At 58.8% G+C, this 22,770-nt stretch carries 19 protein-coding genes and 1 tRNA gene; 3 read left to right on the top strand and 17 right to left on the bottom strand.

The genetic code is table 11. The features are described 5' to 3' along the window. The first annotated feature begins 14 nt into the window (after positions 1-14). On the top strand, positions 15-263 hold the full coding sequence (locus RL_RS18735; protein WP_011653104.1) for a hypothetical protein: 249 nt from the start codon (positions 15-17) through the stop codon (positions 261-263). 118 nt (positions 264-381) lie between these two features. Here RL_RS18735 and RL_RS39730 read toward each other — a convergent pair whose 3' ends face one another. From RL_RS39730 to xylF, 15 genes are all read right to left on the bottom strand, one after another. After that, the gene (locus tag RL_RS39730; RefSeq protein ID WP_129557801.1) at positions 382-618 is read right to left on the bottom strand and encodes a hypothetical protein; all 237 of its coding nucleotides are present in this window, start codon (positions 616-618) and stop codon (positions 382-384) included. A 46-nt stretch (positions 619-664) separates the two neighbouring features. Then, positions 665-871 (bottom strand): hypothetical protein, encoded by a 207-nt coding sequence (locus tag RL_RS18730; protein WP_003542083.1) that lies wholly within the window; start codon positions 869-871, stop codon positions 665-667. A 1,316-nt stretch (positions 872-2,187) separates the two neighbouring features. Continuing rightward, on the bottom strand, positions 2,188-3,312 hold the full coding sequence (locus RL_RS18725) for a glycosyltransferase family 2 protein (RefSeq protein ID WP_011653102.1): 1,125 nt from the start codon (positions 3,310-3,312) through the stop codon (positions 2,188-2,190). Next, positions 3,309-5,063 (bottom strand): ABC transporter ATP-binding protein, encoded by a 1,755-nt coding sequence (locus RL_RS18720; protein WP_011653101.1) that lies wholly within the window; start codon positions 5,061-5,063, stop codon positions 3,309-3,311. The genes RL_RS18725 and RL_RS18720 overlap by 4 nt, the downstream gene beginning before the upstream one ends. Further along, complete coding sequence (locus RL_RS18715; RefSeq protein WP_011653100.1) at positions 5,060-6,133, bottom strand: glycosyltransferase family 2 protein; 1,074 nt, start codon at positions 6,131-6,133, stop codon at positions 5,060-5,062. The genes RL_RS18720 and RL_RS18715 overlap by 4 nt, the downstream gene beginning before the upstream one ends. 7 nt (positions 6,134-6,140) lie before the next feature. After that, entirely contained in the window at positions 6,141-9,143 is a 3,003-nt protein-coding gene (locus tag RL_RS18710) for a trifunctional glycosyltransferase/class I SAM-dependent methyltransferase/polysaccharide deacetylase (RefSeq protein ID WP_011653099.1), read from the bottom strand. After that, on the bottom strand, positions 9,137-10,357 hold the full coding sequence (locus tag RL_RS18705) for a glycosyltransferase family 2 protein (protein ID WP_011653098.1): 1,221 nt from the start codon (positions 10,355-10,357) through the stop codon (positions 9,137-9,139). The genes RL_RS18710 and RL_RS18705 overlap by 7 nt, the downstream gene beginning before the upstream one ends. Before the next feature lie 31 nt (positions 10,358-10,388). Continuing rightward, positions 10,389-11,342 carry an NAD-dependent epimerase/dehydratase family protein gene (locus RL_RS18700; RefSeq protein ID WP_011653097.1) on the bottom strand — a complete coding sequence of 318 codons (954 nt, stop codon included), beginning with the start codon at positions 11,340-11,342 and terminating at the stop codon, positions 10,389-10,391. Between the two features lie 120 nt (positions 11,343-11,462). After that, positions 11,463-11,657, bottom strand: a complete 195-nt coding sequence (locus RL_RS39875) for a hypothetical protein (protein ID WP_157865221.1) — start codon at positions 11,655-11,657, stop codon at positions 11,463-11,465. A 472-nt stretch (positions 11,658-12,129) separates the two neighbouring features. Continuing rightward, positions 12,130-13,500: a DUF882 domain-containing protein gene (locus tag RL_RS18695; RefSeq protein ID WP_011653096.1), complete on the bottom strand. Its 1,371-nt coding sequence runs from the start codon at positions 13,498-13,500 to the stop codon at positions 12,130-12,132. 396 nt (positions 13,501-13,896) lie between these two features. Then, the gene (locus tag RL_RS40610) at positions 13,897-14,259 is read right to left on the bottom strand and encodes a hypothetical protein (RefSeq protein ID WP_225510512.1); all 363 of its coding nucleotides are present in this window, start codon (positions 14,257-14,259) and stop codon (positions 13,897-13,899) included. 216 nt (positions 14,260-14,475) lie between these two features. Continuing rightward, positions 14,476-14,552, bottom strand: a tRNA-Arg gene (locus RL_RS18685). Between the two features lie 205 nt (positions 14,553-14,757). Continuing rightward, the gene (locus RL_RS18680; protein WP_003542059.1) at positions 14,758-15,540 is read right to left on the bottom strand and encodes an ATP-binding cassette domain-containing protein; all 783 of its coding nucleotides are present in this window, start codon (positions 15,538-15,540) and stop codon (positions 14,758-14,760) included. Between the two features lie 14 nt (positions 15,541-15,554). Continuing rightward, the gene (locus tag RL_RS18675; protein ID WP_011653095.1) at positions 15,555-16,868 is read right to left on the bottom strand and encodes a sugar ABC transporter permease; all 1,314 of its coding nucleotides are present in this window, start codon (positions 16,866-16,868) and stop codon (positions 15,555-15,557) included. Positions 16,869-17,134: 266 nt separating this feature from the next. Next, positions 17,135-18,175, bottom strand: coding sequence for a D-xylose ABC transporter substrate-binding protein (xylF, locus tag RL_RS18670; RefSeq protein ID WP_011653094.1), 1,041 nt, complete (start codon positions 18,173-18,175; stop codon positions 17,135-17,137). Positions 18,176-18,402: 227 nt separating this feature from the next. Here xylF and RL_RS18665 point away from each other — a divergent pair, with 227 nt between their 5' ends. After that, the gene (locus RL_RS18665; RefSeq protein WP_011653093.1) at positions 18,403-19,653 is read left to right on the top strand and encodes an ROK family transcriptional regulator; all 1,251 of its coding nucleotides are present in this window, start codon (positions 18,403-18,405) and stop codon (positions 19,651-19,653) included. A gap of 165 nt (positions 19,654-19,818) precedes the next feature. Here RL_RS18665 and iolG read toward each other — a convergent pair whose 3' ends face one another. After that, a complete protein-coding gene (gene iolG / locus RL_RS18660; RefSeq protein ID WP_011653092.1) occupies positions 19,819-20,811 on the bottom strand; it encodes an inositol 2-dehydrogenase in 993 nt (330 codons plus the stop codon). A 281-nt stretch (positions 20,812-21,092) separates the two neighbouring features. Here iolG and RL_RS18655 point away from each other — a divergent pair, with 281 nt between their 5' ends. Next, complete coding sequence (locus RL_RS18655; protein ID WP_011653091.1) at positions 21,093-21,374, top strand: hypothetical protein; 282 nt, start codon at positions 21,093-21,095, stop codon at positions 21,372-21,374. A gap of 323 nt (positions 21,375-21,697) precedes the next feature. On the opposite strand, the gene RL_RS18650 is transcribed toward RL_RS18655, so the two are convergent. Continuing rightward, positions 21,698-22,576, bottom strand: a complete 879-nt coding sequence (locus tag RL_RS18650; RefSeq protein WP_011653090.1) for a Hint domain-containing protein — start codon at positions 22,574-22,576, stop codon at positions 21,698-21,700. Between the last annotated feature and the right edge of the window lie 194 nt (positions 22,577-22,770).

Here is a 22,770-nt window from a genome sequence, read left to right as displayed (position 1 = left end):
TGGAGAAATGGGGCATGGGCGTGATATCGGTTGTCAAGATAGATGCAGACCAAGGGGCGGAAGACGGTCTGGAAGAGCTCGTCGCGTTGGCGCGGATGATCGCCTATGCGCGACAGGTGGCTCAGGATGTCAAACTGCCGTTCGCGACGAATTGCCTCGACCTTGCGCTCGAGGCAGTGAAGCAGGAGGTCGGGGAGGGCTTGACCAGGGAATTGGCCGAATTGAGCTCCCCGGTTCCGCAAGTGAGTGTGAGAAGTCATTAGTACGACGCGTCCGACAGGGCGCGCCGAGAACGCTCCATCACTTCAAACCCGCGATAACCCCGAAAATCAGCTTCGATTTTCGGGGTTATGCGTGTGGTTGCGCGCAGCCGAGCAGTCGTCAATCGAACCGCGCCTTTTGTTTCAATCGCGGTGAGATAACGCGCTGAAACGGACGCCCGGTGTGGGCTGCTTCGGCGCTTCGGGTCAATTGTAGGTTAGGGAAGCCCGGCTCGTTTCCGGCCGCTGGCGCTTTATTCAGAAGCTGTTCGAAATCCTTCTCACGGATGGTTTCAAGCGGGGGGTAAGCAGCTTCGCTGACGTTGCCTCCGGGCAGGGAGGCGGCGCGATTTCGCACTCAATGTCTTCTGCACGACCAGCCGATTAACGACCGACCCTTCATCTTAATGGGTCAGGTTGCGCTTCTGGGCCAGCAACAGAATGTAATCGTCGGCAATGTCGGCGATGGCCATTGCAACTTCCGCCGGATCGCATCCCTCGACCTTCGTATTTGCAATGAACTGATAGACCGCCTTCTCGATCTGCTTCCGGCAGATCATCACGCGCTCATCGTAACCAAATTCCGGAATCTGCGATGCTATATCACTCATCAGGTCGGCTCCCTCACTACTTACAGTGACCATGACACAAATTATAAGTTGAGCAAGCAAATGCTTTATGAAGGGTTAATTCGTTTACGAGGTGCGACCATTTCGACACAGGTCAGCCATCTCACTGGCCTCCGCGTGTTGAATCAGGACCGGTCAACTGGGCCCCGAGCAATCGCTTGTGTCGTATCGGGAGGCTCGTCAAAGAGGACAGGAATGTCTTAGGTCGTTGAGTTTTGTGTCGGTATTTCAATTGGCGAGCCCAGGCTCATATGCCGACTTTTGAAAAGACAGGCCGAATACTATCGGCCGAATTGGGTCGGCGCAGGTCACAGTAAATTTAGAAATATCCTTTTTTATCAATATTTTATGCTTTAATCCAGCAGTCTTGATTGGCGCCGGCAACTTTTCTCCTTGCCACCGTCTCAGGATTGTTGGGGGCCATCGGCTGTGACAATCATCACCAATGATGCAGGCATTTACCGGGTCGTTGAGAACTCGGCGCGGGAGGTAGCTTTCCGTAGATCTTCTGTACCGGTGTCGAAGGTACTGCCGATGCTTTTGAAGGTGTATACACAATAAGTTGAGATCGATAATTGAGCGCAGCAATTAAAAGTTTATCAGAAGGTAAAAATATTAATTTCAGACAATGGTTGTATTTAAAAATCAATCACAAGACGATTAAATTTTAACATGATAGTGATTTTTGGCGTTATTCTTCTTAACTGTGGCAGCGATACTTATGGAGTTTTATCTGATAATAATCTCGACTTGATGACGATCTTTCTGTCTCCGCAATTTCATTGCGGATCCGAAAGCATCCCCGAGATGAATTGAGGCGACGGTCGAAATAATGACAGAAGAGAACCCGAATTTTGCTCTTCACTTGCCGATGATGGGAGATTTTCTGATCAAACCGAACTCAACGGCATAGTATCGCCATCCGAGGTAGAATCTATTTATGCTGATGCAGCGATAACGGCTGTCGCATTTGCGGCAACCAGCCAAAAAGCAAAGTCGAGGACCCGCCGGGGTGGGTGACGGGTCCTCCGGTAGGAATGCTTGCACGTGCGTAAGCATGATTACAGTAAAAATCTGTATTGTCACAGATCATTATTGGGGTGATTGCTTTTTTCATAACTTGTTCGCTTTTTTACTAATTGCTATTCTGCTTAAATAGCAAATTTTGTAATAAAAGTAGCGGAGTAATCGCCACGTCAATTGAATTGACGGGTTGTTAAACCTTTAGATTTTTGAGCAACCGAGCGAAAAACTGCCGTCAGCGCTGGCGCCACCAACAGATATGTAGCCGGCAGCCATCAAGCCTCCTGCGACGAGGTCGCTGCAGAGCATTCGCCGGACCGATCTATCTCCGACAAGCGCCTGAACAATGCCTTCGTCCTGAATCGTGACCAACCGCCAACCAATGGGACAAGCGGGTCTATCTCTTCGAATTTCCTGAAATTCTTTCTCTTTTGTTCTCCGACCGGCCAGGCTTTGGACAATGTTCTGCGTGCGGCTCGGTCGGCTTTTGAAAGGATCAATTTGAATAGGATGTCGGAAGCAAGCATTGGGCTATGATGATAAATGTGCTTGAGCGAGGTCGCGGCGCGGCGCCAATCTTTCAAAGCGGCAAATTTTGAAAATGCATAAAGATGCGCCGACGCGCGGGCGCAGTTGGCGACAAAAGTCGGAAGCTGTGGATTGCGGGCGATACATTGCTCGGTCACAGCCAGAAGCGATAGCGCCATTTGCGACCTGTCGGAAGACATGGCTGCTGAATGAATACGATATCCCACTAGACCCAACGGCACCGCCTCGATCTTGAAATGCTCGGCTGTACGAAGTTCGAAGTCGAAATCCTCGCATCCTCCGATACCCTGCCGGGCATAAGTTGAATCGTAGCCACCGATCTTCTCAATGACAGCGCGGCGAACCATGAAGCCGCTGCCATTGCCGACGAAGCGAAATACGAGATGACGGGTGAAAATGGTGTCCCTGGCATTCAGTGACGAACCGGATCTCGTGCAATATCCCTCGGTATCGATGAGACGGTGAAGGGCATAGACCGCGCCCCAGGTGTTCGGCAGGGGATGGAGAGCCGAAAGCATTCTTTCGATATAGGTCCGATGCCATAGGTCGTCGGCATCGAGGAAGGCGATATAGTCGGATTTCGATGCTTCAATCCCGGTGTTGCGGGCAGCGGCGACGCCACGGTTTTCAGTCGAGACAATCCGGATCCTTGGATCACTCGCGGCAAAATGGCGACAGATCGAGGCTGTGTCGTCCGTCGAGCCGTCGTCGACGATGACGATCTCCAGGGCCCTGTGGGACTGGTCGATGACGGACTGGAGCGTCTGGGCAATGTAGTTTCTGGCGTTATAGGCGGGGATCACGACGGCCACCCGAATCCCGGACATCGTTGACATATCCATCTCCGTCACCCGAGCTTCGACGTGGGAGCGGGGGGGCGGAGATCGATCCGATTCTTCATCAGTCTGGCCACAGCGGGTCGATGGCTAACGACGATGAGCGTTCTGCCGGCGTCTTCTTTCATCGCCGAAAACACCCGCATCTCGGTCTCTTCGTCGAGCGCGCTCGTCGCTTCGTCCAGCAGCAGGATCTGAGGCCGTCCGGCGAGCGCGCGCGCCAGACCTATGCGTTGCCTTTGTCCGCCCGAAAGCCGGATCGCCTCGTCGCCCAGCCATTCATCGAAGCCATACGGCAGATCGTTGATGAACTCCGTTGCGCAGGCCACATCGGCCGCCCAGCGGATATCCTGCTCCGAGATATCGCGACGAAACCGGATGTTGTCGAGGACCGTGCCCTCCATCAGTTCCACGTCCTGACCCGACACGGAGAGCAATTCCAGCCAGCTGGAACGGTCGATGGTTGCGAGGTCCCTGCCGTCAATGGTGATCATGCCTTGGGTCGGCGGGTTGAGATCGAGAATCATGTTGAGGATTGTGGTTTTGCCGGAGCCGCTCGGCCCCGTCAGGGCCGTCGTTTCGCCTGCCCTGATCGAGAAGCTGAGATCGTGAACCGCCGGTGCGTTCGCCCGCTCATAGACGAACGAGACCTCGTGGAAGACGATCGCCTCCGCCAGGCGGGTGACTTTCTCCCCTTGCGCGGTCTGCTTGATGTCGTCCTTTTCTGCAAGCAGTGCCAGGACGTTCTGCAGCGACGCTTCCATCTCGTAAAGGCTGAGGATCTGGGAGTCGAATCCCTTGATATGCGGCTGAAGCCTGTAAAGAAGGATGGTGGCCGAGAGCGCCGCCTTGAAATCCACCGGCAGGAACTCCGAGGACAGAATGATCGTCAGGATGACACCGAAGGTCAGGATTTCGCTCAGAAGCGAGGTCGTCGCCCCCATCCAGTCCGACCGGCGCCAGGTCTGGCCGACGTCGCTGGAAAGCGTTTCGAAGAGCTGCTGATGGCGGTTCTCGAGGCCGAAGCTTTTAACGGCCTTCAGAGTCTGCAGCGTTGTCCAGCTCAACTGTGTCAAGGCTTCCACCGCAGCCAGGGCAGAGGAGCCGAGGCGACGGTAGGCACCGGCAAAGAAACCCAATGTGAAATTATGAATGAAGCCGAAGGCGAGCCCGAGCAACGCGATCGGCCAGGCCATGATCAGCATGCCGACGCCGAAGATCACGATCGTGCCGAAATTTACACCCAGGCGTACCAGGCTGGCATGCGCCGATGACACCGCATAGGATTCGGTCGCGATGACGTTGATCAGGTCGCTGCGCTCATAGTCCTGAAAGCGCTGGAAGGGCATGGTCAAGACCTTGGCGTAGAGCCGGTCTCGCATGCTGTCGCTAATTCGGTGGTTGACTGCGCTTGCGATGAGCGAGTTAGCACATCCCAAAAAAATCCGGAACAGGATCGAGCCGATGAGAATGCCGATCAGGACAGGCTTCGAAAGACTGAGGTCGATGCCGCCGAAAAAGGCCGGAAGCCAGGCGACGGCGGAGCCGGAAACGGGACCTTGCTGCCCGAGAAGAAAGACGAGGCTGACCAGAAAGGTGATGCCGACCATTTCCGAGAAGCCGGTGAGAATTCCCAGGATGATCATCACTGTCATCTTGAGCCGCAGCGCCGGTACGAGTTGGGAAAGCTCGCGGAACCGAGCCGCCACAATCAGGTTGTAGGCCCTTGCGGGTTTAGCGGAAGGCGGCTTTCGAAACCTATTCATTGTCCACCCATCCGCGAAGAGGTCAGACCTATTTCCTCTTTGGCAGGCACGGCCATGAAACGATCGCTAAATGCTGTTCCGGGTTGCGGAAGGGGGGCGCTCGCGACGCGGGTTTTCGGCCGCGCCGAAGACTTGCCGAGGAGGTGCTTTGCCATCCGGAGGCTGCGTTTTGCCTGGCGCCAGCCCTGCTGCAGGCCATGGGCAATGAGGCGCGAGGAATATTTTCTGACCATTATCGGCGCCAGCTTTTTGACCTGGGCAAAATCCTTGCCGAGAAACGCCTTCACGAAATACCAGCGCGCCGTGTTGAATTCGGCTGTCTGGATGTCTCGGGTAAAATGTGGATAGCGCGTGATGATCGGGGCCATCACCAGGGCGTGCGACTTCAGCATCCTATAGGCGTTGCTGGACATGTTTCCCTTGGTGAAGCGATAACCGGTCAGGAAATCGGGAACCAGCGCAAAGGGCAAGGTTTCGGCCAGGGCCAGATAAAGTTTCAGATCCTCACAGCCCTCGGCGCCGCTGTCGCGCAGGCTGGCGTCATAGCCGCCGCAGCGAAGAATGTCCGCTCGGGGTATCAAGGGCGTGCTGCCATTGCCGATGAAGTTTTCCCTTAGCAGAGGTTCGAAGATTTTCCCTTGATGTAGGACCGGTCGCGAATGACCGAAAATGATGCCGTTTTCGTCGATCGCCGCATACCAATTGTAGGCGACCCCGCGTCCGTCCGGAAAATTGCCCAGTGCCTCAAGCTGGAGCTCGATTTTCCGAGGGTGCCATAAGTCATCGGCATCGATGGGGGCTATATAAAGGCCGCGAGCCTCCCCGACGCCATGGTTGCGCGCGCGCGCAACCCCACCATTCTCCTGGCGGAGAACACGAACGCGACGATCGGTCAGGCTGTGGTCGCTCGCAAGATCGAAGGTGCCATCCCGTGACCCGTCGTCGACCACAAGGATTTCAAGCTTGTCGTAGGACTGGCTGGAGACGCTTGTCAATGTTTCGGCAAGCGTCTTCTCAGCGTTGTAAGCCGGTATGACGACGGTGATGAGAGGGGCTGCTGCGCCGGTCATGATATTGTCATCCGATAAAAGCTCCCGGCAGGCCCATCAGTTCAGGGAAGGCTTCAAGAGGACGATCGCCGCGGACTTCGAGGCGTGGCAGACCGAAGAAATTGTCGGAAAAGGTGGCTTTCTCCGGCTGTGTCGTGAAGGCGACCCCATAGCCGGCGTGTGCCAGAATGCTCGGGACCCTGAAGTCCGTCGCGCCATAGGGGAGTGCGATGGATTCCACGGAGCTGCCCAGTCGGCTTTGCAGTGTATTGCGCGAAAGCGTGGCTTCGGCCAGCAGGGCCTCGTTATCAATCGCACTGGCTGGTGTGTGGGTTGCGAGGTGGGAGCCGAAGCTGATGCCCTTTTGATGCAACTCTTGAATATTCGACCACGACATCAGCGGTGCAGGCTCTCCATAGGCAGAATCCCAATCTGATCGACCGCCGACTTTATCGGTCACCACGAACACGTCGGCGCCGAAATCATTCTCGGCCAGGATCGGGAAGGCGTCCGTAAAGAAATCCAGATAGGCATCGTCGAAGGTCAGCATGACAGGCCGGCCCTGGATCGGCTTGCCGCTGCGCAGAAGCTCCGCCAGGGTCTGCGCCGTCACTGTGTAATAACCCTGGCGCCGAAGGAACTGCATCTGCTTGCGGAAGATTTCAGGCGGCGTGCGGAAGCGCCGGAGTGCCTCGGGTCCTTCGTCTGCGATCCTGTGATACATGAGGATGGGAACCGAGGTCGTGATTTCCGTCGTCCATGCCGCCTCACGCTCAACGCCGGCCGGTCCCCAGATGATGTGCTTTGCCACATCCGCGTCCAATGGGGTCCCATGATCCTCGATCCGCAGGACGGGATTGGCCACAGGGCCCTTCCGGAACCGGTGGATGGCGTAAAGTTCGGTTTCGATCGTGTCTTCCAGGGCCAGCCCCGGCTGTGCGGCCAAAACCTGCTTGATCGTCCCAACACCGAAGGGATTGCCCCAGTCGAAACCGGTCCGGGCGGGTTCGTCCTGACGGATATGCGCGTGGGCAGTGATCAGGTAGCCGTTCGGCTTCAACGCTGCGGCCATCTTGCGGCAAACGGCCGCAAGCATCTCCTCATCCTTCATGTAGTAAAGCACTTCGGAGCAGATGATGAGGTCCTGTTTGGGCGGAAGATCTTGTCTGACGAAGTCGAGAACGCGAAGCTCGACGTTGCGGTGGTCGTGGCACCGCTCGAGGGCCCTGTCGACGGCTCGCTGGGAAATATCCGTGGCCGTCAGCCGACCGACCTTTTGCGCCAGCTTCTCGGTAAAAATCCCCTCGGCGCAGGCGAGCTCGAGGGCCTTCTCGATCCCTTCCGGGATCAGGCTCAACGTCTGCGCATATTTAACCTGCTCGTAGACCGAGACGTAATTCCATGGATCCGGGCGTTCGAAGATATGCTCCCAATACTCTTCCTCCGACCGAATAGGAGGAGCCGCGTTTTTTTCCTCCGGCCGCGGGCCAGAAGGCTTTGGAAGCGGTGGAGTCGGATCGCGCCGGAGATTCCGCAAGATGTCGGACAGCCGGGCGTCGTTGTCTTGTTTGTCGCTTGGCGCGCAGGCAAGAAGGGCGTTGCGTCCGATCCGCACCAAAAGCCGTTCGAGGCGTCCTCGCCGCCGGCCATTTCGTATGATGAGGCCGCCGAAGGCTCTGTACCCGCGTAAGGCCTCCTTTGACCAGGAACTGATATAGGCGAGCGTGGGTGGCGTCTGCAGATGCTCGTCTGCCTGCATCTCATGCATGATCAGCCTGATCTGCGCCCGGATCGAAAGATCGCCCCAGAATGGCCCGACAAAGGAGCCGACATGCTGTCCGCCGGACAAGGCCTGCATGATGAGCGTGTCTGATGGTTCGGCCTTGGGGATTCGCGAAAGCGTTTCGAGCGCGACGCTGACCACCTGAACATTGCCAAGCCTGAATGACCGCAAAGGGTTTGCGGCGGATATATGCCAGGAAGCGGCCTCAATGATCTTGCGCCCAGTGCCGGGGAAGGAATGTTTCTGAATCAGCTGAATGAGCAAAAGGAAAGTCGGCTGCCATTTATCGCTGACATCAATGAGATCGTCGGCCCGATCGATAAAGAGCCCTGTCTGCAGGCCATGCAGGATTACACCGGCAAGGAGGTTCTCGTAGCCCGCGGCGTCCGGCATGCCAGGCAGCAGTGCGGCGAGGGCTGCGACATCCAAAGTCGGATCGCACTTGGCCGCGATGACCCAGGCGAGCATACGCAACTGGCTGACGGCGGGCGTGATCCAACCTGTCTCCGGCCCCTCGGCCGCCAAGCCTTGCTGCATCTGCAGCGCTTGCGCCTTCGTTGTCACGCGAATGGTGTCACGCATCATTTTGGTCGGATCCCCGGATAAAGAGCCCGACTTCATGCGATAGAGAGCCAGGCACTTGTCGACACGACGAAATTCGGCGCCTGCAAAGGCCATGCGAAGCCAAAGATCCCAGTCCTCGCAGGTCTGCAATGTTTCATCCATGCCGCCCAAAAGCTCAAAAAGGCTTCGGGGAAAGACAACCGTATGGATGGCGAGTGCACAAAAGGAGGAGAACTCGCGCTTGGCGGCGTCTCCCGTCAGGATGGGAGCCTGTTCGACCTGCATCAGCCTGCCGTCTGGGGCGACACGGCGGTAGGCGCAATAGGAGATCACTGGTGGAGATGCATCCTCCGCCACCGGCTGCATGTTTTCGATGAAAGTCCGATCCAGCCAGTCGTCGGCATCCAACATGCAGAGCAGGGGAGCGACCGCGAGGCGTGCGGCGTGGTTTCGCGCCGCGGCCGCACCCGCATTCGGCTGACGGGCGGGGAGAATGCGGCTGTCCTTTTTTGCGATGGCCTCGAGAACCTCCCAGGTGCGGTCGGTCGAACCGTCATCGACCACGACCGCCTGCCAGTTCAATCGCGACTGCTGCTGCAGGCTGGCAAGACATTCGGCAAGCGTATCGGCTGCATTGTAGGCGGGGATGAGGAATGAAATGTCAGGCGTCGCGGCGATCACCATGCGGGCCTCTTCCATCGCCGCAGAACGTATAGAGCGCCGTTTACGCTTCCGAGCATCTCTTGCTTCAGAAAGAAGTCGTGCGACGTCACGCCTTTGCGCAGGCGTTTGCGGAGCCGTCCGGCATAATATTTCGGAAAGGAGATGAGGATGCGCCTGAGGTTGCCGCCGTTTCCGGTATTCTGATACTGGACGAGCAGCGCTGCGATATGGCCGCTCATGTATTGGTAGATCTGTTTGGCGAGCCCTTTCATATCCTTGCGGTGAAAGTGCCAGGATACGGCTGTCGGTTCGTAGCGGCAGACATGGCCATGATGGAGCAGCCGGTTCCAGTATTCGGAATCGCCGGAGCATCCGGCAGCGCCCATGTCCAGGCGGACATCGAACAGGCCGATCTCGTCGAAGACCTTGCGGCGGAAGGCCTGACTTGCGCCGGCCCCGATCGTCCAGACCGGAGCGCCGTAGCGCCTGTGCAAACGATAGAAGTCCTGATTGAAATCCTGCCGCAGATAACCCCTGCCGAAACTCCAATGCTTTTCGAAGATAAACTGTGCGGGCGTTGCGAGTTCTCCGGGAAGAACCAAGCCGGTTACGCAGGCGATCTCCGGCAGGTCGAACCCCTTCATCAGGTTTTCCAGCCACCGCTCGTGGAGGACGACGTCATCATCCGTAAACGCGACGAATTCGGTTCTCGCCGCACGAACCGCAGCGTTGCGCGCATAATCCAGCCCGACCCGATCTTCACGGACATAGGTTGCGCCAGATTCCTCCACCACACGACGTGTCGCCTCGCCGGTGGAGGCATTATCCACCACGATGATCTCGACGGGGCCGAGCGACTGTTTGGGGATCGAGGCCAGGCACCGACGTAGCTCCTCCGGCCGGTCCTTGGTGCAAATCAGAATGCTGACATCGCGGTTGCGTACAGGGGTTTGCGCGACATGACGCGCATGCTCGAGGGTCTCGGGCCGCACGATACGCTCGGCGAGTGCGGCAGCCGTCTCGGGCCTTTCGATATAAGTCTGCCCGACGGGAAGGCCATCCGACAGAAAGACCACGAGCCCATCGGAGATCGGGGGCGAAACGGCATCGAGACGAGAGGAGGCGAGATCGAGATAGTGAATCGGTACGGGAAAACTCATATCCTTCAGATCGGACGGAATTGGTTCTCGCATCATCACTCTCTCAATCGCACCGTGAATATACGCCGCGCGCATCCAAGACGCGAGTCTCGAAAGCCGACATGGTTTATTCCGCGGCGTGCCTCATTTGGTCCCTGAACCAGTCGAGAGTCATCGCCACGCCCTGTTCGTAGGTGATCTTGCATGACCATTCGGGCATGACATAGTGCGCATTGGTCAAGTCCGGCCGTCTGTTCGTGGGGTCCTGCGGAGGTGACGGTTCGAAGACGATCGGCACGCCGCCAACAAGCCTGGAGACATATTGCGCGACTTCGAGAACCGAAATCTCGCGATCATTGCCGACGTTCAGAGGCCCCTTATAGTCGGTTTCATTCATCCAGAAATATCGCGCGAAACCATCGACAACGTCATCGACATAGCCCCAGCTGCGGGACTGAAGGCCATCGCCGAATACGGTAATCGGGCGGCCCGAGAGCGCCTGGGTGATGAAGTTGGAGACCGCGCGACCATCGTCGGACCGTGTGCGCGGGCCATAGATGTTGAAGGGACGAACAATCTTGACGTCGAGCCCCTGGGTGCGTTGCATCTCGAACAGCAGCGACTCCGTGCACCGTTTGCTCTCGTCGTAGGACGCACGCGGTCCGGTACAGTCCACCTGGCCCTTATAGGATTCCGGCTGCGGCGAGACCAAAGGGTCTCCATAGACTTCGGAGGAAGAAGTAAAACAGAAACGCCCGCCCTTCTTCAGCACATCGAGAAGCCGGAACGCACCGAGAAGGTTCGCGGAAATCGTCCTCTTCGGCTCCTTCATGTACCACGGCGGCGATGCGGGGGATGCGAGATGGTAGACTTCATCGAATTTCTCCGAGGTCTGCAGCGTCTCGACGTCGGATTTCACGAAGTGGAAACGGGGGTCCCTGATGTGCGCGATATTTTCGAAAAGCCCGGTCCAGAGGTTGTCAACAACGACCAGCTTTTGAATGTCCGTCCTCAGCAAAAGTCGATCACACAAGTGGGATCCGATGAAGCCAGCTCCGCCAGAAATCAATACGCTTTTCATTGCATTGTGCCTCGTGACTTGAGAAAGGTGCTCGTTTATTAGCACTGCCTGTAATTCATGACAATTACTTAGAGGAATTCTAAGAAATACTCACTTATTAATGTTAATCGTTAAATTTACCTACTTTAAGGTGTCGTTGCCGCTGCCGCGCTCGATAACGAGCGGCCGCGCCGGACCGGAGGTTGCTGGTCCAAAAGCATGTCGCTCGGCGGCAAACGGGGGCTGGATGTGTGCCGTATTTTCGAAAGGTTCGGTGCAAAGATTGTCAGCAACAACCGGTTTTTGAACATCGCTTCCTAAGTAAAAGTTGGTCACATGCGATCCAATGAAGCCGGCCCTGCCGGAAATTGATACGCTTCTCACATCAGTTCGCCTCGTTACTTAACGATATATTATTGTTATTACAGCGATTGAGAGTTTAGTATGGGCACGAAGTCCGGGGGTAGGTCGGACTTTGGTCTGAATTTCGCGAGCGCGGAAACGATCGTCTCCGTTCGAAAATCCAAACTATGGCGCCTGCGTGTCTTTTCAAGCGCCTAAATAACGCTTTAACACGTTGGATCTACCTCATTTTTCCCGAGGATAGATTCCGATTTTCGGGCCGATGCGCGAGCACCGCCGGTCAGGTGTGGCAATTGTTTAGGAGGTGCAAAAAAATCCAGTCGCCGCACAGGCTTCTGGCGCTGGGCGGCGGCGCCTGGTTTGTCGAGACCGCCAGCCTGGTTCTCACCATGGCCGTTCTGACGTTTCCGACAGGCTGCTGCGCATCAAGCCTTGACGATCGAGGTCAGCCCTCCGGGGACGACGCAAGCCGGTTGGCATCGAACTGGGCGGTGACCGGAATGATATCCTTACCTGAGGTCGCGACATTCGCCTCACGATGAACCGTGCGCGGGGAAACGCGAGGCGCGCTCAATTCAATCATCTCGCCAGGAGAATGCAGCGCCCATTTCATCAGCGCCGCCTCGGACGTCGATCCAAAGAATCCTGCTTCTTCCCAGGACGCGGTCATGGGCAGGGAGGCGATCATGTTCGTGCCCTGCTTGGAGGCCTGGTGTGCAACAAGGCGGGGTTCGAAGCGGGCGTAGATCGGCAACGCCGGCGCCGGTTTATCCGGAAGGACATCAATTGGGCCGATCGACGCAGTCTCTACTTTGTCATCCACGCCTGCGTCGTGCTCGAGGGCGGGCGGCCGCATCGCTGGTATCGGAATCGGGAAAGACGAAAGATCCGGAGCGGACCGTTTGTCATCGCGCGGGGCGGCGTCGGTCTGCAGCGCGAGCGCATTCAATGCTCGGCTTCGGGGCGTGGGCAGAAGCGCCGTCACGAGTTTATTGTCTGTGGTATCGCCGCTCGACCTGGTCGACGCGCTCAAATCTTCGTCTTCGCCCGCGATGCTGGCGATCTGGATCGAGGGAGTGCTGCCGCGCTTTCTGTGGTTCGCAACCGCCTGATTGTATCCCGGCAGCGGCCGGCCATCGGCCGGGAGATGGATCGTCTGCCCATTCGGGAATATTCGAGCGAGTTCCTGCCGCGACATGCGGGGCCATGCTCTGACATTGCCGACGTCGAGATGCACGAAGGGCGATCCCGAGGTCGGATAATATCCGACACCGCCGACCTGCATCTGCATTGCAAGGGCACGCAGCGTCGAAAGCTTCACGCCGGGAACGTAGAAGTCCATCGCCTTGCCCAGCATGTGCTGGCTCTTCTTGGCGACGCCCGTGCTGCGCGAACGGTTGCGGAGCATGTTGTTGGTGGTGGGCGAACGATAGGCGGAGACGATGTGGATATAGTCCTTGCCGCCGCTGCGCTTGTATACTTCCCAGACCAGGTCGAGCAGCCGGGGATCCATCCGGGTCGGCTCGTTCCTTCGCCAGTCGCGCAGAAACCGATTGATCTGGGCGAGGCCCTTCGGATCGAACTTTCCGTCCCGCTTGTAGGTAATCGTGGCCCTCTCGCCCGTATGGGTAAAGAACAGCTTCAGGGCGCGATCTTCCGCCGAGGCAAATGATGCGGAGCCGACAAGTGCCGGCAGCGCAAACAGAGCCGGCAGAATGGTCTTGGCGACAAACCGTTCCGCACACGACAGGAGCATGGCAATTCCGCCCAAGGCTCCGCCCGATAATCCTTGCACTGGATACTTCAACACGAACAATTCCGTCCTACACCAAACACTCGACGGTGTGCGGGAATCTCCGCATCCATCACGCTCATTAAAGCCAGCTTATGGTCAATAAATTCCTAACGAGGGGATGCGGGAGGTTGGTGAGTTGAGGATGCGGTCATCTGAGGCGCAATCGCAGCCTGCGCCCGCGGGGCAGGGAGCGTCGAGCGCATTGTGTAGGGCTGTGCAATCCCCGCCGCTTTGAAACGGTTCCAAAACCGCTTCCGACCTTCAGTCTCTTCCGGCTTCCAAAGTCGCCTAGGAGATCGAGTACCTTGCATGCTACGGGGGATCGGTTCTTACGGGTGTTCGTCACGAACGGTTGAAGCGCCAGGTCTCCTCCGGCGACGAACTTCAGTTCTGACGATCGAGATGATGCGAATGCCCTCAGAAGTGCGAAGGATCCTCATACCCCTCCAACTCCGGACATCCCCTGATGTTGCCGAAACCGATCGTTCGCCGGTCGCCCGATTCATCTAGACCTCTGAGCACGATGACATTGTCATCCTGCTGTATAATCTCGCTACGATAGATGCCGGCGCGAAGCGCCCGGTTTTTCGCTTGGCTTATATTACATTGCCCGGGCGGTGGAGTGACGTGCCAGTATCTCGTCCCTTGCCCATCCGAATGCCATCCTCCCGAAGCTGCGAATCCTGACAAGCTGGATAGCAGTATCCCAGACGCCAATATTACGCTGCCTAGAACCAGTTTCATGTAACCTCCGTAAGCCGCGGCAGGGCTGGTCTTCATTCTGCTTGTCCTGTTTTCAAGGGACAACCGGGTTTCCCATGGCGTCACCACACTAGCTGGCTCGCGCTAACACTGCGCTAACGTCCGCTTCGGCGGCAATTTGCGGATAGTGAAAACAAGGGTTCTTTTCGACGCGGTTCGCTTTGTGCTACCGATGTCACTGCTCGGAGGAAGAGCAAGTAAAGGGCAATAAATCAATATTTTCAATGTGTTTTTTGGCGCACCCGACAGGATTCGAACCTGTGACCTTTGGAATCGGAATCCAACACTCTATCCAGCTGAGCTACGGGTGCATGCCTAAGGCGGTTTGAATCGCCTGTCCGATGGGTGGTTCTTAGCCTAGCTTGCGGCTGGCTTCAATCGCGAAATTGTCAGAATTACCGGTGCTTGCGGTTTGGCGGGTGTTTTTATCCATCAGCCCCGAGGACCGTTGCATAAAAGCTCCGCCGGCCTTGCGGGCGGCGGAGTGTGATTGGCGTGGCTATCGCCTGGCGGCGGTCAGATCTGCATGGCGCCGGGGCCGGGGATCGCCTTTGGCGGCACTTTGCCGAGGATGATCATGCCGAGGACTTCGTCCTTGGTCACGTCCTCGGTGCGGGCGTGGCCGACGACCTGGCCGTTCTTCATCACCGAAACGCGGTCGGCGAGGTCGAAGACGTCGTGGATGTCGTGGCTGATGAGGAAGATGCCGATGCCTTCCTTCTTCAGCTGCTTGATCAGCTCGCCGACCTGGGCCGTCTCCTGGGGGCCGAGCGCTGCCGTCGGCTCGTCCATGATCAGGATGCGGGCGTTGAAGAGGATCGCACGCGCGATCGCCACCGATTGCCGCTGGCCGCCCGAGAGCGCCTTCACAGGCTCCTTGAAGCGCTTGAAGTTAGGGTTGAGCCGCCCCATCACCTCGCGGGCCGAGGCCTCCATCGCGACGTCGTCGAGCGTGCCCCAACGGGTCTTCAGCTCGCGGCCGAGATAGAGGTTGGCGGCGGCGTCGACATTGTCGGCGACGGCGAGCGTCTGGTAGATCGTCTCGATGCCGTATTTCTTGGCATCGCGCGGATTGCGGATGTCGGCAGGTTCGCCGTTGATCAGGATCTCGCCGCCATCGCGCTTGTAGGCGCCGGAGAGGATCTTGATGAGCGTCGACTTGCCGGCGCCGTTATGCCCGAGCAATGCCACGACTTCGCCGGGGTAGAGATCGACCGAGGCATTGTCCACGGCGTGAATGCCGCCGAAGGAGATCGAGATGTTTTTCAATTCCACGAGGGGAGTGCGTTGATCAGCCATGTCTAGGGCTCCTCTCACTTGGCACGGGCGCGGTAGACGGTGTCGAGCCAGACCGCCACGACAAGGACGGTGCCGACGACGACGCTCTGCAGCGGCGTATCGACATGCGCGAGCACCATGCCCGACTGCAGCGACTGCATGACGAGCGCGCCGAGCATGGCGCCGGCGATGGTGCCGGTGCCGCCTGCCAGCGACGTTCCGCCAATGACGGCGGCGGCGATGGTGTAGAGCTCGTCGAGCGTACCCTGCGAGTTCGTCGCGGCATTGAGGCGGGCGGTGGAAATCGCGGCCGCGATAGCGGCCAAAATCCCCATCAGTGCGAAGATGCGCACGGTGACCCAGCGGGTCTTGATACCGGCGAGCTCGGCCGCTTCGGGGTTGCCGCCGATTGCGAAGACGTAGCGGCCGAAGCGCAGCCTTGTCGCGATGAAGGTCATGATGATGCCGACGACGATGGCGATCAGCACCGGCACGGCTATGCCGTAGGGAATATCCAGGCCGGTTTCGGGCCAGGGAATATTGTTGGTCTCGGCATATTTTTTGGCGATGTTGATCGGCCAGTAATAGCTGTTGGCGATCCAGACCGCGCCGAGGATGAGCACGCAGCTCAGGACGGCGAGGAAATATTCAGCCCACATCGGCCGGCGTGGGAAACCGAAGCGCCGGCGCTGCCGGCGTGAACCGACGATGCTGGCAATGACGAAGAGGCAGGCGCAGGTGCCGACGATCCAGCTCCAGGTGGCGCCGATCGAGCCCTCCGCGCCGCCGCCCATGATGCGGAACGTCTGGTCCATCGGGGCAACCGTCTGGCCGCTGGTGACCAGCCAGGTGGCGCCGCGCCAGACGAGCAGGCCGCCGAGCGTGACGATGAAGGAGGGAACGTTGAGGAAGGCGATGATGATGCCTTGGAAGGCGCCGATCAGGCAACCTGCCGCCAATCCGACCAGCAGCGTGATCGCCCAGGTGAAGGGGCTGTCGAAGCCGATATATTCCGGCAGGATCTTGGCCTGCGTCACGCCCATGATCATGCCGCAGAGGCCGAGCACGGAACCGACCGACAGGTCGATGTTGCGGGTGACGATGATCAGCACCATGCCCGTCGTCATGACGGCGATGTCGGTGGTCTGGACCGAGAGGTTCCAGAGATTGCGCGGGGTCAGGAAGAGGCCGCCGGTGATGATGTGGAAACCGATCCAGATGATGATCAGCGCGCCGATCATGCCGAGCAGACGCGTGTCGATCTCTGTGGCGCGGAAGAAGCGGGTCACCGGACTGGCTTCCGCCGCTCGCGGTCCGCTTGATGTTGTGGATTTTACCATTTCGGCCATGGGTTTGCCGTTCCCCCATTTTGTTTGGACGGACGCGCCGGCGTGCTAGAGGCTGCCATCGGCGTCATGCGTCTGTTCTTCAACTTACCACCGCAATGCTTCCGGAAGCCGGTCGCGTGGCGGCGCGACACCCTTCCGGCAGGGAATGAAAACCCGCGATGGTGCGGCGAGGCGGAGAAAACTTCGTCGTTGGAATTCTCATCCGCATCCGGCGCCGCAACGGTGTTCCGCTGCGGCGCCGGCAATTCCAGTTTACAAGCCTTGGCTTACTTGCAGGCAGCGACGCTGTCGGCCTTGACGCCCTGGCACGCTTCCGCCTTGGAGATCCAGCCGGCGTCGATGACGACGTTCAGGTTTTCCTTGGTGATCGCAAGCGGCTTCAAGAAGACCGACTGCATTTCGACGCCCTTGGGGCCGCCTTTGAAAGCCTGGGCGCCGTCGATCTTGCTCATGTCCTTGCCGCCGGCGAGGTCGAGAGCGATTTCAGCGGCGCGCTGGCCGAGTTCGCGGCTGTCCTTCCAGACGGAAACCGTCTGCGTGCCGAGAGCGATGCGGTTGAGCGCTGCCTTGTCACCGTCCTGGCCGGAAACCGGAACGGAGCCGGCGAGGCCCTGTGCGTCGAGAGCAGCGATCGCGCCACCGGCGGTGCCGTCATTCGAGGCGACGACGGCGTCGACCTTGTTGTTGTTGGCGGTCAGGAACTGCTCCATGTTGCGCTGAGCGTTCTCCGGCAGCCAGCCGTCGGTATAGGCTTCGCCGACATTCTTGATCTTGCCGGCGTCGATGGCGGCCTTCAGGACTTCCTGCTGGCCCGAGAACAGGAAGTCGGCATTCGGATCGGAAGACGAGCCCTTGATGAAGACGTAATTGCCTTCCGGCTTGGCCTTGAAAACGCCCTCAGCCTGGAGACGGCCGACTTCCTTGTTGTCGAAGGTGATGTAGAAGGCAGCCGGGTTTTCGATCAGGCGGTCATAACCGACGACGGGGATGCCTTCAGCGGCGGCCTTCTCTATGGCCGGGCCGATCGCATCGGAGTCCTGGGCGAGGATGATCAGCGCGTTGGCGCCCTGCGAGATCAGCGATTCGACGTCGGTCAGCTGCTTTGCGGCAGACGACTGCGCGTCAGCGGAAATATACTTGGCGCCCTTGGCTTCGAGAGCCTTCTTGATGGCGGCTTCGTCCGTCTTCCAGCGTTCTTCCTGGAAATTCGACCAGGAAACACCGACGACGAGATCGGCAGCCATGGCAGCGGTATGCACGGAAACGAGGATGGCAGCACCCGCCATCAATTTCAAAATAGACTTCATAATGTCCTCCCGAGTGGATTGCGACCGGCCCAGCCCATGCTTCCTCCGGCCACCGCGAATAGCTGTCGAGAAAGGTTCGGATTTTTTTCTCGACAGTCGAGAAATTTAGTGTCAGAGATTTTTTCAACTGTCAACACTGCACTGCCAGCTTAATTTCCTTGCGAAACACCGGCTGGAGATGCAGTGGAAACCATGGGAAGAGCAAGCAGGAGGAGAGGGCGGCATTCATGCTGACCAAGTCGAGCACGGAGCTGGTCCGGCAGAGAAACAGCGTGCTCGTGCTGTCCGTGCTGCGTCGCCACGGTGCGCTCGCGCATACCGAAATATCAGATTCCACCGGGCTGTCATCGGCCACCATTTCGGCGATCACCACTGAGCTGGAAAAAGCCCAGGTCATCGAAAAATCGGAACAGCAGCCGGCAAGCGGCCGCGGCCGGCCGCGTGTGCTGCTGCGCCAGCGGCGCGATTGCGGCTATCTCATCGTCGTCATCATCTCCTCGGATGCGGTGCAATATTCGCTGGTCGATTATGCCGGCAAGCTGATCGACCGCTTCAGCGAGGAACGTTCACATGATCCTGCAGGCGCCGTCCGTTTTGTCGCGGCGGTGCGGGCCGGGCTTTTGCGTATTCTCGATCGCTCGAAAATCAGCCAAGAAAAGGTGCTGCTGATCTCGATCAGCAGCAAGGGGCTGGTCAATTCCACCGAACCGGTTCTCGTCTGGTCGCCGATCTTCGGCAGCGAGCAGATCGATTTCGAATCAGCACTCCGGCCGGAATGGCAGGCCAAGGTGATCCTCGACAACGAGACGCTGCTGGTCGCAGCCGCGCTCGGCGCGCGTGAGGAGATGGTGAAGGGCGCCGATTTCCGCTCGCTCGCCGCCCTTTCGCTCGGCCATAGCGTCGGGCTCGGCATCGTCAGGCGCGGGAACCAGACAGGCCAGGAGATATCTGCGCCCAATTTCGGGCACATGCTGCACATGGCCAATGGCGGGCTCTGCCGCTGCGGTACGCGTGGCTGCATTGAGGCCTATGCCGGTTTCTACGCGATCCTGCGCAGCGCCTTCGAGGTGCCGCTCGATACAATCCCGGCAAAGTTCGTGCCGGTGGCGGAACTGGACAAGATCGCCGCAAAGGCGCGCCAGGGCCACCGGGTCCCTGCCTTCGCCTTTCGCCAGGCGGGGCTGGCGCTCGGCAACGGGCTGTCGCGCATGCTGAGCCTGACGGAGCGCATGCCGATCGCCATCACCGGGCCGGGCACGCGTTATTACGACCTTCTCCGGCAAGGGATCGAAGAGGGGCTGGGGCAGTCGCATATCGTGCGCATGGAGGGCATGCCAGAGATCAGGGTGGTGGCCGACGAGCAGATCCTCGTCTTCGAAGGACATCTGAACCGGGCGCTGTCTGTCATCGACGAGGATATCGTTCTCTCGGGCGTTCAGGGAATCCAGGCATCGGCGACTGTTCAGGAATCGGGTTGAGGGTTTCTTTCAATCGACGTCTGGTGATTGCAGCAGCAACGGGCCAGCCGGTATGCGACTTTGAGGGGCGTCGCGGCACGCCGTTCACCAAAAGATCTCTGAAACGCGAAATGGCCGGGCGGGCGCCCGGCCATCTCATGCATGGCTTCCGGTCGGGAGAGGCCGTCAGCCGATCCTGATGAGCTTGCCTTCCTTGACGGACTGGACCGCGGCATCGGCGAGAGCCAGCGCTGCGAGACCATCGGCGCCTGATGGAGAGATCTTCGAGCCCTTCTCGATCGCCGAAATGAAGCTGGCGATCTCGTTGGCATAGGCTTCGGTGTAACGGGTCATGAAGAAATCGTGCAGCGGCGGGCGGGTATAGCCGTCGCCATTGGCGACTTCGATGGAGACCGGGCGCTGGTTTTCGGCCGAGACGAGGCCCTTGGAGCCGTGTGCCTCGATGCGCTGGTCGTAGCCATAGGTGGCGCGGCGGGAGTTGGAGATGACGGCCTGCTTGCCGGATTTCGTCTGCAGGATCACCGAAACGCTGTCGTAATCGCCAGCTTCGCCGATCGCCTTGTCGACGAGCACGGCGGCGGTGGCGAAAACCGAGACCGGCTCCTCGCCGAGCAGGAAGCGGGCCATGTCGAAATCGTGGATCGTCATGTCGCGGAAGATTCCGCCCGAGCGCTTGATGTAATCGACCGGCGGGGCGCCGGGGTCACGCGAGGTGATCGTCACCATCTCGACATCGCCGATCTTGCCTTCGTCGATAACCTTGCGCACCGCCATGAAATGCGGGTCGAAGCGGCGGTTGAAGCCGACCATCAGCTTGGCGCCGGTCTCTTCCACCACCTTGATGCAGGCCTTGACGCGGGCGACGTCGAGGTCGATCGGCTTTTCGCAGAAGATCGCCTTGCCGGCGCGGGCGAAGCGCTCGATCAGGTCGGCGTGGGTATCCGTCGGCGTGCAGATGACGACGGCGTCGATATCCTTGGCTGCCTCGATCGCCTCGATGGTGCGGACCTCGCAGCCATAGGCGGAGGCGATCGCGTCGGCTGCCTGCGGAAAGGCGTCTGCGACCGCAACGAGCTTTGCATTGGCGTCGCCGCTGACAGCCTTCGCATGAACTTTGCCAATGCGGCCAGCGCCGAGAAGACCAAATCTCACTGTCATTTTAACCTCCCTTGAATTCGGAACAAATAAACCGAATTATCGAATTTCTGGAATTTTCATTCCACCTTCTGTGGACCACGTCAAGCCCGCGGATCTTTCACATTTGCAAGATTCGAACCAGAGCATTTCCGGCTCGGATTGAAGCGTTGTGCCGGAGCCGGCCCTTCGAACATTCGATACCGTTCGAGCCAACAGAATACTTTAATCCGGCCAGGAAAGGCTTTAGAGACAAGCGCGGCACAGGCCGAGGGCAGTGCGACATATCCGACCGCGGGGTAAAGATGCAGCTGATCGATCCGAACCATCCGGCATACCGGCGCCTCTGGGTGCGAGTTGCCATCGTTGCCGTCTGCTTCGGCTGGGCCGTGGTCGAGTTCGTCACCGGCGATCCGTTCTGGGGCGTGCTCGCGGGCGGGGCGGGTGCCTATTCCTTCTATATATTGTTCTGGACCTTCAAGCCGCAGCCGACGGCCACCGAGCCGGCCGCGCAGCCTGACGCCGAGGAAGAAGAAGGGCCTGCGGCGATCGCTGAAAAGCCTTCCAAGGACGGGCAGGCGGAATAATCAGCGGGCGATTCGCCGCAGCGCTTCGTCGCATTGTCGCGAAGGGCAGGGCAACACCGTCGGGGGGGATTGGCGGCATGCTGGCCGGCGGTGCGGGGATCTGGGCCCTCGATCCGAATCCGCCGGAGACGGCGGCAGTCGTCACACCCGATGACGCAGACGGGGGACGAGCCGGCAGTTGACGAAGAGAACAAGGCCGAATAGTCGAAGCGCGCCGCGATCTTCCGATGCGCGCCACGCTTGAAGTCTTTGTTTGATACGATCGCAAGAGCGACGCACGGCTTCGTGTGCAGCCAGCCCGATCCCCGCGCATTCCCGTCCTGTCAGAGTGACGTTTCCTTGGCTTGCGCGTCGATCTTTTCGCAGGCATTCCCGAATGGATCGTGCATCGGCACCAGCGGCGAAACGCCGAGCAGGAGAAGCGCTTTCAAATGTGACCAGCCACCTCCCAGCAATGGCGCAAAGGATGTCATCACGATGCGTTCCTTGCCATAGAGACGCTCGTATTCTGGAAAATTGCAGAAGTTCTCGTGATTGCTGTTCTTCAGATGGAAGGACTCGGTCTCAGCACCTTCGGCAAGGATAACTTCGTGCGTATCGAGCATGACGGCATAGTACTCGATCGATACATCGGCGGCGGGAGTGACCGACGCAATCGTCTTGCCGTTCACGAGGTCCTTCACCTGGATCAGAATGCCGTTCAGGTACAGCGCATGGCCAGGCGACAGATAGAGATCCGAATGGGGTGTGTGCCCGTCCAGTGCGTGGCGGGAAACCCGGATCGGCACGACGTCCTTGTGCCAGCGCGCGCCGCTCTTCTTGAAGCTTTGGCGGCCGACCCACTTTATTGGACGGGTGCTGCCGTCAGGAAGGGCAACGCGATCGCCGATGCTGAGATTCTCGACAGGCTTCTCACCGCAATCCGTGAGGATCGCCGTTCCCCGCAGGAAGCAATTTGGGCCGCTCCCGCTCCCGCTGCCGCCACCGCCACTTCCGCCTGAGCCACCGCTCCCGCCAGAGCCTCCGTGTCCACCGGAGCCGCCCCGTCCCCAAAGCCGCCCCAGCGCGTTGGCCGGAGAGATGGAAATGGCTGTGGCCAAGGCGGCGACGCCGGCAAGACGAGCACCAGCGGCTGCGGCTACACCTAGAAAATGTCTGCGCGCAGTGTTGCGTGGCAGCTTCGGATCTTCCGTAGATGACATGTCGGCGGTCTCCTGAAAACATTTGCACCGCCCTATGTTACAAGAGGTTGTATCGCATTCAATTTCGCCAAACAGCTACGGCCTACTCAAAAGGGAGTAGGCATGGTCTACTGGGGTCCCGAAATACGCTATTGCCGGTAGCAAAAAGCAGCATATTTCTCTGCTACCCGAGCGCGAAAGAATCAATCTGAGCA

It is taken from the genome of Rhizobium johnstonii 3841, assembly GCF_000009265.1.
GTDB lineage: Bacteria > Pseudomonadota > Alphaproteobacteria > Rhizobiales > Rhizobiaceae > Rhizobium > Rhizobium acaciae.
The sequence above is the reverse complement of the archived record's forward strand: the minus strand, read 5'-3'. Positions and strand labels throughout refer to the sequence as shown.

Bases quoted from the DNA above. Each gene is read 5' to 3' on its own strand.
- RL_RS18735 (WP_011653104.1), top strand. From the start codon at position 15: ATGGGCGTGATATCGGTTGTCAAGATAGATGCAGACCAAGGGGCGGAA.
- RL_RS18730 (WP_003542083.1), bottom strand. From the start codon at position 871: ATGAGTGATATAGCATCGCAGATTCCGGAATTTGGTTACGATGAGCGC.
- RL_RS18720 (WP_011653101.1), bottom strand. From the start codon at position 5,063: ATGAATAGGTTTCGAAAGCCGCCTTCCGCTAAACCCGCAAGGGCCTAC.
- RL_RS18715 (WP_011653100.1), bottom strand. From the start codon at position 6,133: ATGACCGGCGCAGCAGCCCCTCTCATCACCGTCGTCATACCGGCTTAC.
- RL_RS18710 (WP_011653099.1), bottom strand. From the start codon at position 9,143: ATGGTGATCGCCGCGACGCCTGACATTTCATTCCTCATCCCCGCCTAC.
- RL_RS18705 (WP_011653098.1), bottom strand. From the start codon at position 10,357: ATGCGCGCGGCGTATATTCACGGTGCGATTGAGAGAGTGATGATGCGA.
- RL_RS18700 (WP_011653097.1), bottom strand. From the start codon at position 11,342: ATGAAAAGCGTATTGATTTCTGGCGGAGCTGGCTTCATCGGATCCCAC.
- RL_RS40610 (WP_225510512.1), bottom strand. From the start codon at position 14,259: ATGAAGACCAGCCCTGCCGCGGCTTACGGAGGTTACATGAAACTGGTT.
- RL_RS18680 (WP_003542059.1), bottom strand. From the start codon at position 15,540: ATGGCTGATCAACGCACTCCCCTCGTGGAATTGAAAAACATCTCGATC.
- RL_RS18675 (WP_011653095.1), bottom strand. From the start codon at position 16,868: ATGGCCGAAATGGTAAAATCCACAACATCAAGCGGACCGCGAGCGGCG.
- xylF (WP_011653094.1), bottom strand. From the start codon at position 18,175: ATGAAGTCTATTTTGAAATTGATGGCGGGTGCTGCCATCCTCGTTTCC.
- RL_RS18665 (WP_011653093.1), top strand. From the start codon at position 18,403: ATGCTGACCAAGTCGAGCACGGAGCTGGTCCGGCAGAGAAACAGCGTG.
- iolG (WP_011653092.1), bottom strand. From the start codon at position 20,811: ATGACAGTGAGATTTGGTCTTCTCGGCGCTGGCCGCATTGGCAAAGTT.
- RL_RS18655 (WP_011653091.1), top strand. From the start codon at position 21,093: ATGCAGCTGATCGATCCGAACCATCCGGCATACCGGCGCCTCTGGGTG.
- RL_RS18650 (WP_011653090.1), bottom strand. From the start codon at position 22,576: ATGTCATCTACGGAAGATCCGAAGCTGCCACGCAACACTGCGCGCAGA.